This window comes from Psychrobacter sp. KH172YL61 (assembly GCF_007182895.1).
Taxonomy (GTDB): domain Bacteria; phylum Pseudomonadota; class Gammaproteobacteria; order Pseudomonadales; family Moraxellaceae; genus Psychrobacter; species Psychrobacter pacificensis.
In genome coordinates, this window is sequence record NZ_AP019516.1 from 163,415 (window position 1) to 178,440 (window position 15,026).

12 protein-coding genes and 3 pseudogenes are annotated in these 15,026 nt (G+C 43.4%); 6 read left to right on the plus strand and 9 right to left on the minus strand.

Annotation, left to right across the window (positions count from 1 at the left end):
- Window positions 1-47: 47 nt before the first annotated feature.
- The gene (locus PKHYL_RS00795) at window positions 48-668 is read right to left on the minus strand and encodes a thiol:disulfide interchange protein DsbA/DsbL (RefSeq protein WP_071002556.1); all 621 of its coding nucleotides are present in this window, start codon (window positions 666-668) and stop codon (window positions 48-50) included.
- Window positions 669-1,168: 500 nt separating this feature from the next.
- On the opposite strand from PKHYL_RS00795, the gene ubiG reads away from it, so the two are divergent.
- The 4 genes and pseudogenes from ubiG (at window position 1,169) to PKHYL_RS00815 (ending at window position 4,164) form a co-directional block, all read left to right on the plus strand.
- Window positions 1,169-2,017 carry a bifunctional 2-polyprenyl-6-hydroxyphenol methylase/3-demethylubiquinol 3-O-methyltransferase UbiG gene (gene ubiG / locus PKHYL_RS00800; protein WP_071002555.1) on the plus strand — a complete coding sequence of 283 codons (849 nt, stop codon included), beginning with the start codon at window positions 1,169-1,171 and terminating at the stop codon, window positions 2,015-2,017.
- Window positions 2,018-2,100: 83 nt separating this feature from the next.
- A complete protein-coding gene (locus PKHYL_RS00805; RefSeq protein ID WP_071002554.1) occupies window positions 2,101-2,811 on the plus strand; it encodes an HAD family hydrolase in 711 nt (236 codons plus the stop codon).
- A gap of 98 nt (window positions 2,812-2,909) precedes the next feature.
- Window positions 2,910-3,747 (plus strand): annotated as a pseudogene (locus tag PKHYL_RS00810) (YciK family oxidoreductase).
- Between the two features lie 150 nt (window positions 3,748-3,897).
- Window positions 3,898-4,164, plus strand: a complete 267-nt coding sequence (locus PKHYL_RS00815; RefSeq protein WP_071002552.1) for a DksA/TraR family C4-type zinc finger protein — start codon at window positions 3,898-3,900, stop codon at window positions 4,162-4,164.
- A gap of 113 nt (window positions 4,165-4,277) precedes the next feature.
- On the opposite strand, the gene PKHYL_RS00820 is transcribed toward PKHYL_RS00815, so the two are convergent.
- Window positions 4,278-5,432, minus strand: coding sequence for a CobW family GTP-binding protein (locus PKHYL_RS00820; RefSeq protein WP_240365736.1), 1,155 nt, complete (start codon window positions 5,430-5,432; stop codon window positions 4,278-4,280).
- 79 nt (window positions 5,433-5,511) lie between these two features.
- On the minus strand, window positions 5,512-6,270 hold the full coding sequence (gene ompR / locus PKHYL_RS00825) for an osmolarity response regulator transcription factor OmpR (protein WP_071002551.1): 759 nt from the start codon (window positions 6,268-6,270) through the stop codon (window positions 5,512-5,514).
- A 375-nt stretch (window positions 6,271-6,645) separates the two neighbouring features.
- Between ompR and PKHYL_RS00830 the strand changes: the two are divergent.
- Window positions 6,646-9,190, plus strand: a pseudogene (locus PKHYL_RS00830) (helix-hairpin-helix domain-containing protein).
- A 115-nt stretch (window positions 9,191-9,305) separates the two neighbouring features.
- On the opposite strand, the gene PKHYL_RS00835 reads toward PKHYL_RS00830, so the two are convergent.
- On the minus strand, window positions 9,306-9,854 hold the full coding sequence (locus PKHYL_RS00835) for a hypothetical protein (RefSeq protein WP_240365737.1): 549 nt from the start codon (window positions 9,852-9,854) through the stop codon (window positions 9,306-9,308).
- Window positions 9,855-10,619: 765 nt separating this feature from the next.
- A complete protein-coding gene (locus PKHYL_RS00840) occupies window positions 10,620-11,906 on the minus strand; it encodes a saccharopine dehydrogenase family protein (RefSeq protein ID WP_240365738.1) in 1,287 nt (428 codons plus the stop codon).
- 426 nt (window positions 11,907-12,332) lie between these two features.
- On the opposite strand from PKHYL_RS00840, the gene PKHYL_RS00845 reads away from it, so the two are divergent.
- Window positions 12,333-12,488, plus strand: a complete 156-nt coding sequence (locus PKHYL_RS00845) for a DUF1328 domain-containing protein (RefSeq protein WP_021814049.1) — start codon at window positions 12,333-12,335, stop codon at window positions 12,486-12,488.
- Between the two features lie 107 nt (window positions 12,489-12,595).
- On the opposite strand, the gene PKHYL_RS00850 is transcribed toward PKHYL_RS00845, so the two are convergent.
- The 4 genes and pseudogenes from PKHYL_RS00850 to PKHYL_RS00865 all read right to left on the minus strand — a co-directional run bounded on the left by PKHYL_RS00850 (window position 12,596) and on the right by PKHYL_RS00865 (window position 14,884).
- Window positions 12,596-12,889: a 4a-hydroxytetrahydrobiopterin dehydratase gene (locus PKHYL_RS00850; protein ID WP_071002546.1), complete on the minus strand. Its 294-nt coding sequence runs from the start codon at window positions 12,887-12,889 to the stop codon at window positions 12,596-12,598.
- Window positions 12,890-12,998: 109 nt separating this feature from the next.
- Window positions 12,999-13,291, minus strand: a pseudogene (locus PKHYL_RS00855) (GNAT family N-acetyltransferase).
- Between the two features lie 224 nt (window positions 13,292-13,515).
- Complete coding sequence (locus PKHYL_RS00860; protein WP_240365739.1) at window positions 13,516-14,190, minus strand: fatty acid desaturase; 675 nt, start codon at window positions 14,188-14,190, stop codon at window positions 13,516-13,518.
- Window positions 14,168-14,884 carry a hypothetical protein gene (locus PKHYL_RS00865; RefSeq protein WP_240365740.1) on the minus strand — a complete coding sequence of 239 codons (717 nt, stop codon included), beginning with the start codon at window positions 14,882-14,884 and terminating at the stop codon, window positions 14,168-14,170. The genes PKHYL_RS00860 and PKHYL_RS00865 overlap by 23 nt, the downstream gene beginning before the upstream one ends.
- Window positions 14,885-15,026 lie beyond the last annotated feature (142 nt).

Consider the following 15,026-nt stretch of genomic DNA (forward strand, 5'->3'; position numbering starts at 1 on the left):
GACTGATTGGCTTTCTTGTATGCGCTGTATAAGCTTGTATATAGAGGCTATTTTTTCTCAGCGCGAGCTTTATCGACTAGATATTCAACCACTTTAGGCACCTTAGCATCTTCACCTGTGACTACATATTTGCCTTGTACGACTACAGCAGGTACGCCAGTAAGCTGATAGCGCTTAGCGCCTTCTTGTGAGCGACCAATTTTTGTGCCAACAGCAAATGAGTTGTAAAGACTGTTGAATTTCTTCTCATTCACGCCTTTTGATGCGTACCATTTACTCAATGATGATTGATCAAACAGTTTTTTGCCATCTTTGTGGATCGCGTCAAACAAGGCAGAATGGGTTTTGTCTTCGAACCCTAAAAGCTGAGCCGCATAAAAACCACGAGCATTGGCTTCCCAAACAGGGTTTAGTGCTGCTGGTGTTTTAAAGAATACGACATCTTTGTCTTTAGTCTTTGCCCATTTCTCCATATGTGGATCAAGCACATTACAGTGCGGGCAGCCATACCAGAAAAACTCACGAACAATAATAGCATCACCGCTGATGGTCTCTGGATTGTCTAGCACACGATAATCTTTTCCAGCGACATAGTCTGCAGCTTGTGCGCCCATAGAAGCAAGTCCAATGGCCATTGCCAGACCAGTCAATGTAATGACACGTTTCATACTTTATCCTTAAGATGTAGGGATTTAGAGTTTGTTAAAGGGTTTGTGTATCTATGGCGCTTATAATACATGATATCTGAGCGAGAAGAATTTCAATATACTTAAGTGACATAATATTGAGGTATCGACTATGATAACGTAAAACGTGGGCGCTTGTGAATCGGATTCTTAACCGACAGTTGTAAAGCTGTTAGCTATTATTTAAGGTATCTTACTTACGCTGCTTTGTATTTTTATCAATATTATCCGCTCATTTATATTTTTAGATCAGATCTCTCTATACTAGGAGTAATTGTCGATAATATGAATGAGTATTTTTATAATAGGCCGTATAACGGCGCTATTACAAAGCAGCTAGCACACAAACTTAGGTGTTTGCCCAGTCTATTCACAATCAGTGACGATGTACTTACGACAAAGAAGCTGCGCTCATGATAATATTGAACACATAATCGTGCACCTTCTACGATAATAATGATAACGACAACAAAGGAAATACTATGAGCTCAGCCTTATCTTCTTCGCCAACATCGAGCGATACAACCAAAAACCGCTTCGATGATACAGTAACGAATACGATAAACGTCGATCCCAGCGAAGTCGAAAAATTTAACAACTTGGCGAGTGAATGGTGGAGCAATACAGGTGCATTTGCAACCTTACATGAAATCAATCCATTACGCTTAAATTGGATAGAAGAAAACGTCAAACGGGGTTATCAAAACGACGCTAACAATGGCAACAACACTGGCGCGATCAAAACAGCAGAGCAAGGGCTCTCTGGTAAAAAGGTACTGGATGTCGGCTGCGGCGGTGGCATATTATCGGAATCTATGGCGCGCCGCGGTGCGGATGTGACAGGGATTGATTTGGGCGCTGAAAACCTCAAGGCCGCAACCGTACATGCCTCACAGAGCGGGTTAGAGAACACATTGCGCTATCAGCATATTCCAGTTGAAGAGCTAGCAAAAACGCATGCAGGTCAGTTCGATGTGGTGACCTGTATGGAGATGCTGGAGCATGTGCCTGATCCTAGCTCAATTGTACAAGCGTGTTATGAGCTACTAGCGCCTGGCGGCGTCTGCGTGCTCTCAACCATCAATCGCAACCCAAAATCGTATTTGTTTGCCATCGTTGGGGCAGAGTATGTATTGCGATTGCTCGACCGCGGCACGCATGATTATGCCAAATTTATCACGCCAGCTGAGCTAGACAAAATGGCCATCAATACAGGATTTGCACGCCAAGATATCATCGGTTTGCATTACAATCCCTTGACCAAGCGTTATTGGCTTGCTCAAAATGTCGATGTCAATTATATGATCGCCGTTCAAAAGCCATTGGTTTAACGCGGTAGATTTGACACTGTAGACGGCTTTCTTTATCCATTGTAATTTTACTAAACACGTTATCAATCTCAAGAGCATTCACTATGAGCCAATTTGTAAAAGCTGTTTTATTTGACCTTGATGGCACGTTAATCGATACTGCCGCGGACTTTGTGCGTATGATTGGTAAAATGAGCCTTGAAAATAATTGGCAAGCGCCGTCCGAGACAGATATTCGTGAGCAAGTTTCTGCGGGTGCATCCGCTATGGTGCAATTGATGCTCAGACATAACGATCAGCTAGAGGTTGGCGAGGACGAGTTACTTAATTTTCGTCAACAGTTCCTAGATGACTATGAGGCCGACATCTGTGTCGATAGCTGCTTGTTTGATAGCCTTGACGCGGTGCTGGCAGATCTAGAGAGCAAAGGCGTACCGTGGGGTATTGTCACCAACAAGCCCCGCTATCTGGCAGAAAAACTGCTCAATAAAATGCAACTTGATGAGCGCTGTGCCGCTTTGGTCTGTCCAGACGATGTATCACGCTCAAAACCGGATCCTGAGCCGATGTATATGGCCCTAGAGAAACTGGGCATCCCTCGCGGTGCCGCTGGCTCTGTGCTCTATGTGGGCGATCATATCCGTGATATTGAAGCGGGCAACGCCGCTGGCATGCCAACCATTTTGGCCGCTTATGGTTATATTCCGCCTGAAGATCAAAAGACGCTAAAGAAGTGGGGAGCTGACTATATTGTTGAGACCCCTGAGCAGTTGAAAAAATTGCTGCTTTCTTCTGGCAAATTTGAGTATTTATAGACTGGTTTTTGGGTGGTAAATCGTCAGTATGAGTCATCTTGAGTTCATACTGATAAGCATATATTTTAATGATTCAACGATAAGTAGTGAGTAATACCATGAGTGACAATATCAATCAGCCAGCTAATCAGACAAACAACCAAAAAAACGTTCAAAGTCTTACTCAACCTTTGACTCATGACGATATTCGCAATTTTGTGCCACCTACTCATTGTCTAGATGGAAAAACTATCTTAGTGACAGGTGCAGGGGGATGGCATTGGCCGTGTTGCAGCATTAACCTATGCTCGCTATGGCGCTACAGTATTACTACTAGGTCGTACCAGCAGCAAGCTCGAGTATGTCTATGACGAGATTGAGAGCCTTGGCGGTAAACAGCCTGCTATGTTGCCGATGAATCTAGAAGGGGCGACCTATGCTGAAATGCAGCAGCTAGAAGGATTGATTGATAAAGAAGTTGGTCAGCTGGATGGTATTTTGCATAATGCGGGTGTGCTTGGGCAATTGACGCCACTTGAGATGTATGACGTTGATACATTCGCTCAAGTCATGAAGGTTAACTTTACAGCGACCTTTATGCTCACCCAAGCATTGCTACCACTGCTAAAAGATGCCGATCATGGCTCTATCGTCTTTACGTCTAGCACTGTAGGTACGCATCCTCGTGCGTTTTGGGGCGCTTATGCGCTCTCTAAGCAAGCGGTTGAAGGTATGAGTGATATCTTCACGCAAGAAACTCAAAACACCACCAACCTGCGCTTTAACTGTATCAATCCGGGTGCTACTCGCACCAATATGCGCGCTCATGCTTATCCAGGGGAGAACCCTATGAGCTTAAAAACACCTGAAGATATTATGGCAGGCTACGTCTGTTTGATGAGTGATGCCAGTATTGGGGTGCGCGGGCAAGTTGTTGAGTTGCAGCCAAAAGATTAACAGTGATATTTTTGCTTTATGTGGTCATGTTCTATTTATGATATTGCGACGATTATTAGGTTGTAATCAGTCGTATCTAGCCCCATATATTTGTTATTAAAGAAGTTATATACAAAATAATGACTAATAAAAAACAAATAGGATAAAATTATGGCAGGTGGCTGGTCAAGAGATGGTGCTGAGCATGAGCAAATGGATGCAACGGTCAATGATGCGTTAGAGCGCGCAAGACGCTCATTGCCAACAGGTGTGAGTGCAGAGTTTTGTGACGAATGCGGTAATTCTATTCCGGAGGCGCGGCGACTAGCGTTGCCTGGTATCCAGCATTGCGTCAGTTGTCAGACAGCGCTTGAGCAAGAGGCAAAGGCGGTGGAGCTATTTAATCGTCGCGGCAGTAAAGACAGCCAATTGCGCTAAAAGGAAGAAGAAAGCAAAGGGCGGGCATTGCTAGATAACATAGCAATGCCCGTCTTTTTCTGTCTGTTGCTATATAACCATTGCCATCAGTTCACGATCGCAATCCTCCCAATTTATAGAAGCTGCTGACGCTTTGGCATCATGTTCAGTTTCTGTTTTTCTGTAGCTGTATCGACAGCATTGCCTAGTTGCAAAATGATTTCTAGCCGACTATCAGTCTGTGGATCGATTGTTTTGGTGGTTAGACTACCAGGGTTAAAATTGATCTGCAGCCAGCCATCAGAAGTATGAACCACGCCTTTGATACGTTGCCAATTTGGCAAATTCAATAACCAATTCTGTAAATCGTCAGCGTTTAGTATGTAGTGTGCAGGTAATCGCCATCCAGCCAACTGAAAATCCTGCTGCTCTTCATGATAGCGATAGGGCAGATCACTATTAGCACTAGCCTGAGCTTCTGTCTCATCGGTAGATGAACTCGATGATGGTACAGTTGCTAAAGAATGGGTTTGAGACTGCAAGCCGATCATCGGTTTGTGAAGATGAGTGATACTGATTTTACGTTGATTTGCGATGATATGGCTGGGCTTGTCGAGTTGGTAGTTTAGACCTGCTATGTATTCCTTGGTTAATGGGGTGTTTGATGCGTCTGTTGTCTCAGTTATTAGTTCGGATACTGCCCAAATGATTTTCACTTGTGAATTTAGCTTGGCTATCCACTCTATCAAGGTGTGTTTTTCGCTACTACTTAGTTGATCATAACGATTGACGATCAGCACATCGGAATCACGAACATGCGCTTGAAAACCCTCATGATCACGATATTTAATCTGTTGCCACTGCTCGCCACTCAGTACAGTTATCAACGTATTCATCTGTAGTGCGGTTTGCCAATGCGGCGCACTGAGCTGTAATATCAGCTCGCGTGGATGTGCCAATCCTGTGGGTTCAATAAGCAGTCTTCGCGGGTGATGGTCATTAAGCAGTCGACTGATCGCAATTTGTAAGGGCAGTTGACTGGTACAGCAAATACAGCCGCCACTGACTTCACGCATGGCGATATTCTGTTGCTCAAGATCGTTATCTTGAGAGCTTGCCAATAGTGCACCATCAATACCGATACGGCCAAACTCATTGATTAATAGCGCCCAGCGCTCGTCATTAGGTTTTGTGGCAAGTAGCTGATTGATGACGGTGGTTTTGCCAGCACCTAAAAACCCTGTCACTAATGTGCAGGGTATGTTTTGAAAAATAATAGGGTTTTTCACAGATATGCTCATCATATCGGCACGTGTTTATGAATGACCAAACACGGCCTATATTAAAAGAAATGTCATCAGTCAAAGGTTATTCACTCTTGACGGTTTCTACCTCAGCTTCATCAGGAACGAACACATAGCCCACGCCCCATACGGTCTGAATGTAGCGAGCTTGTGAAGGGTTGTCTTCAATCAAGCGACGCAAGCGTGATACCTGTACATCGATAGAGCGCTCCATCGCACCCCACTCACGACCACGGGCAAGGTTCATCAATTTGTCACGGGTCAACGGCTCACGTGGATGCTGTACTAGCGCTTTGAGTACGGAGAACTCACCAGTGGTTAAGGTCACAACATTGCCATCGCGTTTGAGCGTACGAGTCGATAGATCTAGTGTCCATGGACCAAATTCAACCACTTCTAATTGGTGACTTGGTGCCCCTGGAAGCTCACGGTTCTGACGACGCAACACGGCTTTGATACGCGCCAATAGCTCTTTTGGGTTAAACGGCTTAGGCAGGTAATCATCTGCACCCGCTTCCAAACCTGCGATACGGTCAGCATCGCCACCTTTAGCAGTCAGCATAATGATTGGAATATCCGCATTGTCTGCACGTAGGCGCTTACAGATGCTAATACCGTCTTCGCCCGGTAGCATCAAATCTAACACAACCAAAGAGAAGAGCTCACGTTGCATGAGTTTGTCCATCTGACTACCATCATGGGCAGTACGAACGACGAAACCATCGTCTTCTAAGAAGCGCTGTAGCAAAGAGCGCAGGCGAGCGTCATCATCGACAACTAAAATACGCTGAGTCAAAGTATCGGGGCTGTTGTTATCAGTCATACAGGCATCCTCTTATAAAAATTATTGTTAGCAGAAATGACGAGTAAAAAGCGATGAGTAAAGCACTGCCATTAATTATCGTTATTTAATGATGGATCAAAACAAGCACGTCATAAAACCAAAAACTATTGTTCAATATATCAGCACATCTCAATATTTGTGCTATGGATACTTTAGTGTATAAGATTGCACTGCGAATTGCATCACTCATAAGAATAAATGCTGTATGCGTTTGTTTAACAAGGCTACAGAACGTTTGATATAAAACGTTTTATGCCGCAAAACAGGCGATAATTAACGAAAAGATAAAAGGATTTTTATTCATGCAGCTTTTGCTATAATGCAAAACTACATTTCTCAACGATTGATACGTATATGAGTAGCACTGATACCTTAACGTCATCTCAAACCTCGACAAATGCACAGGTTTTGGATGCAACCACACACGCGAATATTCACGACAAGCTTGCTCGCGCGCTTGGCATTAAGACTGCTCAAGTCAATGCGTTTGTGAAGCTTTATGATGAAGGCGCAACGGTTCCTTTCATTGCGCGTTACCGCAAAGAAAAAACGCAAAACCTTGATGACGCGCAGCTGCGTGCTCTCGAGAAGTCTCTGAATTATGAGCGTGACATGGCCACCCGACGCCTCAAAATCACTGAGCTACTGAGCACGCAAGGCAATTTGACCGATGAGCTGCAGACGCGTATCGATAATGCGACGTCAAAGCTTGAGCTTGAAGACATCTATCTGCCATATCGTCCGCGTCGTCGTTCACCGGCTGCCAAAGCACGTGCCGCTGGACTCGATGCTGCTGCGCAAGCTGTCTTGACGCAAGAAATCACCCCGACAGAGGCGCTGGCTGATTATCAAGTTCAGTCAAGTATCACTGATGATAGTGGTAATGAGATCGACGTTGACTTTAGCGATATCGACAAGCAGCTTGCTGGTGTGCAAGCCATTATCGTTGATGAGTGGACGCAAGCATTGGGGTTGTTGGACAACTTACGCAATGGTTTTGCCAAAACTGCCAGTATCGTATCGAGCGTTGCGAGCGAAGAAAAAGCGTGAAGTTGGCGAAAAGTTCAAAGACTACTTTGAGCATAGCGAAAGCCTGGCTCGACTGCCAAACCATCGCCTATTAGCGATGTTACGTGGTCGTCAAGAAAACGTCTTGGGTCTAAAAATCGAAGGCGAAGACGCACCATTTATCGAAAAAATTATCAATCATTTCGATGTCGATGCCAAAGCGCCAGCAGCACGCCGTGAGTTTTTGACAGAGGCGGCCAGTAGTTTGTGGAAAGACAAATGGCGTCCACATATCGAGCACCGCTTACTGACCGAAAAGCGCCTAGCTGCAGAAGCAGATGCGATTGATGTGTTCGCTAGTAACTTACAGCATTTATTGATGGCTGCACCAGCAGGCCCTAAAGTGATCTTAGGTGTCGATCCTGGTATCCGTCATGGCGTAAAAATGGCTATTGTGGATGCGCAAGGTCATGTCATGTCAGATAGCGAAGAAAAACCTGTCATCGCGACGGTTTATCCGTTTGCCCCTGACAACAAAATGGATGAAGCCAAAAAAGTCATTGATGAGCTATTAAGTACTTATGATGTTGATTTGGTCGCGATCGGTAATGGTACGGCAAGTCGCGAAACCGATGCGATGATTAAAGAGATTTTGGCCGCGAACGCTGCACTTAAAGCCAAAGCTGTCATCGTCAATGAATCAGGCGCTTCCGTCTATTCGGCGAGCGAGCTTGCTAGTGATGAGCTTGCCAATTTAGACGTGTCGGTGCGCGGTGCTGTGTCTATCGCACGTCGCTTGCAAGATCCGTTATCAGAGCTTGTCAAAGTCGATCCAAAAGCCATCGGTGTAGGTCAGTATCAGCACGATGTGAACCAAAACCAGCTCGCAGATAGTCTTGATAAAGTGACTCAAGATAGCGTGAATGCGGTTGGTGTTGATGTGAATACAGCGAGTCCTGCTATTTTGGCACATATCGCGGGTCTGAACCGTAATGTGGCGCAGCAAATCGTGACTTATCGCCGCGAGCACGGGGCATTTGATAGCCGTGAAGCACTCAAAAATGTTCCACGTCTAGGCGCTAAGACCTTTGAGCAAGCAGCAGGTTTCTTACGCATCCATAATGGCAGCAATCCACTAGATGCGACAGGCGTGCATCCAGAGAGCTATGCCTTGGTTGATAGCTTACTCGCACAAGCCGGCAAGCCTTTATCAGAAGTCATCGGTAACGATGGTGTACTGAATGCTATCGATACGACTGCGCTGGCTGCTAACGATGATAATGTCAGCGTAAAAGCGATTATCGAAGAGCTTGCTAAACCTGCACGCGATCCACGTCCTGAGTTTAAAACGGCTAACTTCCGTGATGATGTCAATAGTATCAAAGATTTGAGCGAAGGTATGCAGCTTGAAGGTGTGGTCACTAACGTAACGGCCTTTGGCTGTTTCGTTGATGTCGGTGTACATCAGGATGGTTTGGTCCATATCTCTCAGATGGCCAATGACTTTGTCGCAGATCCCATGAACCGCGTCAAACCTGGTGATATCGTATCGGTTCGTGTTATTTCTATCGATGAAAAACGTGGTCGTATCGGATTTAGTATGAAGCCTGAGTCTGAAAAACCTGTCCGTACGGCTGCTAAGTCTACTGCAACCAGTACAGATGGTGAAAAAGTGAGCCGTCCACGCAGTAATCAGGCGAATAGTGACCGTCCAAATAATAGTCGTTCTGCTGCTGATAAGCGTTCGTCTAAGCCACGTGGTAAACGTCAGGACAATACGAATAGTAACCGTAGCAAACCGATCAAAAACGATAAAGCGCAAGCACCTAGTAAAATGGGTACACTTGGCGCCTTGTTACAAGAAGCTGGCGTGACTAAAACTAAGAAATAGCCAAAATTTATAGCCGTGTGCAGCAAAAAAGGCAGCCAATTGGCTGCCTTTTTATATGTCACTTATTGATAGTAGTAAACTGTTAATCATACTATTCAATCAAGCACTGTCATTATTAACGAATGGTGAAACGACGGTTTTCGTTAAATTCCACTTGACCAGGCTGAGTCGCTAAAAGCTCACCACGACGGTCTTTTTTCTTTTCTTGTAAGGTACTAGTAGCATTTGCCGTTTTATTGTTAGAAGCGGCTTCACCTGCAATTAATGGCTGATAGTTTGAATTACTGTGCTGCATATTTGGCGTTTGTGTACGTTGGGTAGACTGTGAAGAAGCTGCACCCGTTGTCGCTGGCATATTGCCGTTCATTGTAGGCATATTACTATTGCTCATAGTGCCAGACTTATCATTCATCTTGTTATTCGATTCGTTCATTCTGTTGTCAGAGTTGTTCATACCCTTGTTCGAATCATTCATCTCGCTACGAGAGTCATTCATCTTATTGCTAGAGTTATTGATGTTGACCTGACTAGACTGTGCAGCTCCCAATTTACCAGTTGGTCCTTCTACACCGACTTGTACATTGCTTTTAACAGAGCTACTTGGCATACGTGATTGCATAGAATCACTGCTGTTGGTCGGCATAGCCATTGCAAGTGTAGGCAATGCAAGTGTAGTACCTAAAATTAACGATAAAATATTCTTTTCATTATAAAACTCCAAATTCGATAAATGAACAATGATTAAAAACAGCTGCCATATCTATATATAATTATGTCTAAAATGCAGATAATTGAGGACAGCCTAATTTTGGTTAGACCTTACTATAATTTGTAAAAACAAAGTACCAGTTATATAACAGACATTTCAGTAGTAAACTCATTAAGGTTCTAACAGCTTGGTGTATTGTTGTGACGTTATGAAACTATTAAGCCCACATCTCATTTAAGAAATGAAGTAAGCATTTGGATCTATTTTATTCAACAATGATATATTTACCAGTATTTGTATCGATAACAGGCTGCTAAAAACCTTTATCTGGCACACGAACTACTGGAAAATTTTGACTAATATCAATTCGATCAATAACATTGTTTTAGAGAAATATTTTTACTAGATGATGTTTTTGAAGTGAACTTTGATTAAAATTTTTAAATGAATATTCTCTATAACAATCAAACCGTAATGTATTTTGTCCTAGCGTATTGAGGGAGAATATGGCTGTGCCATTAGACTAAAAATCTGTAGCATAATGTACTAAAAAATCGAAAAACCGCAACATTGATTACCAAAAATACGCTATTAGTATTCGCTAATATGATAGCTGAGCGCTATAAAATTTGCGTATTAAAAAACCGCACCTTGTTATCAAGATACGGTCATGAAAATCATCAGCATTAATAAATCATTATTTAAATGTTTTACATTCGGTTAACCATCGATAACTTCAAAGCTTAGACCTGAATGTTCTTCTAAACGGGCTATGAGCTTATCACCCATCGCAGAGGCAGGCGTCCAGAATCCGCCACCAACGTCTTCTTTACTGATATCTTGTGCCAGACATAATGCTGCCTGCGCGAGCATACGAGAAGTGCTACCGTAACCAGGATCTTTATCGCCGGTAACTTTGACCGTGATGGTGTCGTTTTTAGCTGTTTGACCGAAATGGCGAATATCAAAGTAGCCATTTTCCTGCTCATCCTTAGAAGGGCCTGTGCCTGCTTTAGGCAGAACATGCTTGGACAATAACTCACGGCTTGGTTTAATCATCATGGCAGTGGCAAATCCTAGTAGACCCGCGCTCATCGCGTAGCTTGATAACTTACCTTTGACACCATCTTTCATCCACATGGCTTCGTCATATTTAAAATCGCGACCGTATTCGTAACCGAGTAGCTGGTTACTGCGATGGACAATACGTGTGTTGATACTCGCCATCACAAAGGGCGCCAACCAACGTTTATGGGTGCTGTCGTATTCTGGTTTGCTGACATTGTCTTGACGTACATTGGGCACATCTGTGTCATCGTTTAGTAGATAAGGGTTGGCTACTTGCTTACGGCGTGATTTATCTTCACCAACTTCTTCGAATATCGTCGCCATCGAGGCAATCGTACCACCAGAGATGCCGCCTTTTGCCGCCTTTACGCGCATGTGAATCACATTACAAGCTTCTCCGAACTTCTCTTCTGCTTTGGTTTGCGTAAAGTAAACGCCCAAATCTGATGGGATAGAATCAAAGCCGCAAGAGTTGACAATCCGTGCGCCGCTTTGTTTGGCAGTCTCTTGATATTTGTCCATCATGTCTTTGATAAAGATCGCTTCACCAGTAAGATCGACGTAATCGGTACCGTTTTCGGCACAAGATTTAATAAGAGGTTCGCCATATTTGAGGTAAGGGCCGACGGTTGAGATGATGACTTGTGTCTGTTTGGTCATTTCATCAAGGCTGGCAGAGTCTTTACTATTGGCAATGATAATATCTACTTTGCTCTCAAGTTTCGACTGTAGCTCATTGAGTTTTTCTTCATCACGTCCTGCAATTGCCCAAGTGACATTAGAGCCATCTTTCTTTTTAGCATTGGATAAAAAATTGGTTAAATAGTGAGCGGTGATTTGTCCGACAAAGCTTGTTGCGCCATATAAGATGACGGCATAAGGGCGGTTGTCGCTAGTATCTTGTTGTGCGGGTTTTGCGGTATCCGTCTCGGTACTCATAAGTATTGTCCTTAATATATTGGATGATAATGTGACTTTAAACTATAAACCAAGTGGTCTGAATAAGTTAGAAGTTTATGGGGTCGCGACAGTTTTCATTGCCAAATCTCTTTTTCAGAAATTTTTGATGTTATTTATATGCAACCATAAGACAATCAATAATTTAGCAAATAAGGTGCTCATCATCCTAAATAATATGTTTATAGACACAAGAAAAAAATAAAAGGTGTTAACACTTGCTACAAACTTTACATAATCTACTGACATCATTACTAAAATGCACGTTGTTTAAAGAGAAATATTGCTAGTCTATGTTTGTAAGCAGATATGACTGGTATTAGAAAAAAAGTTAAATCAATACTATATTAAATCAATACTATATAAAATTTACTATCTGATTTTTAACAATTATTTGAGGAGAATATTATGTTTCGTTGGGCTATTATCTTTGCGGTAATCGCACTGCTAGCAAGTTTATTAGGATTTGGCGGCGTCGCAGGACTGTCTGCTAATCTGGCATACATCTTCTTAGCAGTCGCTGTGATTTTATTTATTGTGGCGTTTGTTAGTCGCAAAATGTAAACACAGCTTATTACTATAAAAATCCAATAAAAAAAGACCCTCAATTGAGGGTCTTTTTTTATATTCAACTAAAGTACATCATTTACTCATTTAACAGAAATATAAGGCTATAGACGTTTGGGTTGCACGATATGCTCCATGCGTTTAGCAAGGCGAATGTCTAAACTAGAAACGCCGCCGGTGTCCTGATTGGTTAGGCGTACCTCGACTATATTGTATATATTACGCCATTCCGGATGATGTTCGAGTGCTTCAGCATAGAATGCCGCTTGGTTCATAAAACTCATCGCCTCAATAAAATCGCTGAAGTGATAGGTCTTGACGATACTATTGCCATCACGCTGCCAACCAGCAAGCTCTTCTAACTGTAGATCAATTTGCTTGTCAGATAAACTACTCATATTAATAACCTTTATTGTTATACGGATTGGTTTATTAAAAGTTATATTGGGATGGATCTCCTAATCTAAAATTGCTGCATACCAGTTGTTTGGGATAAAGGGCGGTAAGCTATACCAAATCTTGGTACTCAGGGTGCTTGCTGATATATGAGGCCACAAACGAGCATTGCGGCACAACCTTTTATCATGTTCACGGGCGTAATCTAGCGCATGTTTGACTAGCGCTGAACCGACACCTTGACCGCCTAACTGTCGCGGAACGATCGTGTGGTCATAGACGAGGGTGTCATCACGGTCTTGATAGCTGATATAGCCCGTCTGACCATCGACGGTAGTCTCAAAACGATTCGCTGCTTGGTTATGTGTGATATCTAGTGCTGATTTAGTGGTTTGGTTACTCATGATACAACTCCATTTATTATTATCGAATTTTTAATAACTGCCATATTTTCTAAGGATGAATGAAGAAGGCAGATTTATTAAATACTATGTCATCAGTAAATATTTTGTGCTTGGTTGAGTATGTATGATTGATATCAAACAATCTAGTCGCTTACCGTAATAGTCGTTATGACGATTGTTAATAGTATTAATGTCTTTTAATCTGCGTTAAAAATGTGAATATATCACCATATATAAGCTATCGCTTTACGAACGACGGGTGGTAAGAATCGACTAAGACCCTTTGCTGTCTCGCTCTCTGGTGTCGACTTATGTGAGTGAGTGGTGGTATCCGCAGCCGATACCGACTGGTAGGCTTGCCACTCTTGCTCGCTGGGCTTACTAAAGTGATGAATACGTCCTATTACTTGTCGTAGCTGTGTGCTAAAACGCCCAGTGTTGTAAGGCAAATCATATTTATGACAGATGGCTTTTACTTGCGGGGCAATACTGGCATAGTGGCTAGCTGGCATATCAGGAAAGATATGATGCTCAATCTGATGAGACAAATTGCCAGTCAAAATGTGAAACCATTTATTCCCTTTGATATTGCTAGAACCCAAAATCTGACGCACATACCAGTCGCCTTTGCTCTCATCAGTATCGAGATGGGTATAGATGTGAGCCTGCTCTGTAAAATGGCCACAGAAAATCACCGCCCACGTCCACAGATTACGAACCGTATTGGCCGTCATGTTGCCACTCAGTGTGCTCATAGCGCTACGACGACCTAAGGTCAAGGCGGCTATGGCTGGCAAAGCCACATAATCTTTACCAACTTGGCGGCCAATTTTGGCAAATAGTGCGCGAGATTTTTGTTGCATGATTTTATGTAAGTCAGGGGGAGTCGGCGTATTCATCGACACTGATCTGAATATCATGAAAGGCAACCGCCCACTCAAAGCCAAAGGCCAACACGGCAGTACTAAACATATTATGGCGATCGCTTGGTGTCCAAGGCTGCTCATCAGTGACCCGAATCAAATGATAGCCAACGTCATGGTCGCGCCCAACAATATTGGTAAACGTATGATGTAAGTAGTTATGCGAGTGTTGCCACAGTGGCGCAGGGCAAACAATATCCCAGTCAAACTTCTGACTGTTCAGATGCGGATGCTGCATCCAGTCATATTGACCATGCATGACATTATGCCCAAGCTCCATATTGTTGAGTATTTTGCTAAAACTAAGTATTGACGTACCCAATAGCCAGGCCCCTATCTGCGAGCGGCGTGATGACATGCGTCCTGCGACAGCCAGTAAACCACGGGCGACAAGCTCACTATAGACCACAGTCGCATAAATCCGCTGAATGTATTTGGCGTCATCGCTACCTAATGAGTCCATCACACCTTCATATAGCGCATTTAATTCTACTGCCAAGGCATTACTTTGTGCTTTGGGTAAAGGCGCCTGCGTCACAGTGGGATAAGGCGTTTGCTGCGATGACGGGGCTGGCTGCTCGCTACTATCTCTTGCTAACGGTGCATCGGACAACGGCGTCAAGATAGGTACGGCAGAATGTGCGGTGTTAACAGGTGGTAATAAGCGCATATATAATCCTTAACCGAAACGGCACGAATAAGCAGCACTGGGTTCGGTTTGATGAGTCATCTGAGTTTTAGCATACAATATGAGTTAACATCAGTCTATTTTTTGGTTTTAATAGGTCGATAGTAAGGGGCTAGTGGTCGTA

Coding starts and splice junctions, on each gene's coding strand:
- PKHYL_RS00865 (WP_240365740.1), bottom strand. CDS start 14,884: ATGCGCTTATTACCACCTGTTAACACCGCACATTCTGCCGTACCTATC.
- PKHYL_RS00815 (WP_071002552.1), top strand. CDS start 3,898: ATGGCAGGTGGCTGGTCAAGAGATGGTGCTGAGCATGAGCAAATGGAT.
- PKHYL_RS00795 (WP_071002556.1), bottom strand. CDS start 668: ATGAAACGTGTCATTACATTGACTGGTCTGGCAATGGCCATTGGACTT.
- PKHYL_RS00850 (WP_071002546.1), bottom strand. CDS start 12,889: ATGAGTAGTTTATCTGACAAGCAAATTGATCTACAGTTAGAAGAGCTT.
- PKHYL_RS00840 (WP_240365738.1), bottom strand. CDS start 11,906: ATGAGTACCGAGACGGATACCGCAAAACCCGCACAACAAGATACTAGC.
- ubiG (WP_071002555.1), top strand. CDS start 1,169: ATGAGCTCAGCCTTATCTTCTTCGCCAACATCGAGCGATACAACCAAA.
- PKHYL_RS00805 (WP_071002554.1), top strand. CDS start 2,101: ATGAGCCAATTTGTAAAAGCTGTTTTATTTGACCTTGATGGCACGTTA.
- PKHYL_RS00845 (WP_021814049.1), top strand. CDS start 12,333: ATGTTTCGTTGGGCTATTATCTTTGCGGTAATCGCACTGCTAGCAAGT.
- PKHYL_RS00860 (WP_240365739.1), bottom strand. CDS start 14,190: ATGAATACGCCGACTCCCCCTGACTTACATAAAATCATGCAACAAAAA.
- ompR (WP_071002551.1), bottom strand. CDS start 6,270: ATGACTGATAACAACAGCCCCGATACTTTGACTCAGCGTATTTTAGTT.